Raw genomic sequence first — 613 nt, forward strand, 5'->3', positions numbered from 1 at the left:
CTGATGACCGCCGACAGCGCGTCAACCTCCCGGGAAGGAACGCCACCGAGGACGACGAAACCGGCGCGCTCGACGAATCCGAGGGCCTTGGCACGATCCTCAGCGCTCGGGAGCGCCTTGAGGTCGTCGGTCGTGTGCGAAATCATCGCCTGCCCGACGCCCCACTGGCGGTTGAGCCGGGTCAACGCGTCGACGCGATCGACCAGGCCAGGGGCAGTGCGCAACGTCCGCCAAAGCTCATCGAGCACCACGAAGAATCGTCGCTGCGGTTCAAGACCGGCATCGGCGAGAGCATGGGTGACGTTGATGGCACCGAAGCCGGCCGACCAGCACGACATGAGTACCGCAGCTTTGATCGCGTCGTCCTCGTCGTTCAGGCTCGAAACGTCAAAGACAACCGGGCGGCTCAGATCCATCGTCTCTGTGGTTTGGGTGTTGAACAGCGCGCCGAGACGATCATCGTCGACCAAGGCGATCAGAGCCGCCTCAAGGTCCTGCGTGGTGGCGCGGTAGCGATCAAGCTCCCCGCGATCGAGAGCCATCTGCCGCAGCTCGTCCGGGGCCGAACGAATCAGGTTCAGCAGATCACCCAGGACGGGGATGCCCTCGTGGC

1 pseudogene is annotated in these 613 nt (G+C 64.6%); it reads right to left on the bottom strand.

The features are described from left to right. A pseudogene (locus D9V41_RS17905) lies at positions 1-613 on the bottom strand (ATP/GTP-binding protein); the annotation flags it as partial.

It is taken from the genome of Aeromicrobium phragmitis, from assembly GCF_003674095.1.
In the GTDB taxonomy this organism is placed as follows: domain Bacteria; phylum Actinomycetota; class Actinomycetes; order Propionibacteriales; family Nocardioidaceae; genus Aeromicrobium; species Aeromicrobium phragmitis.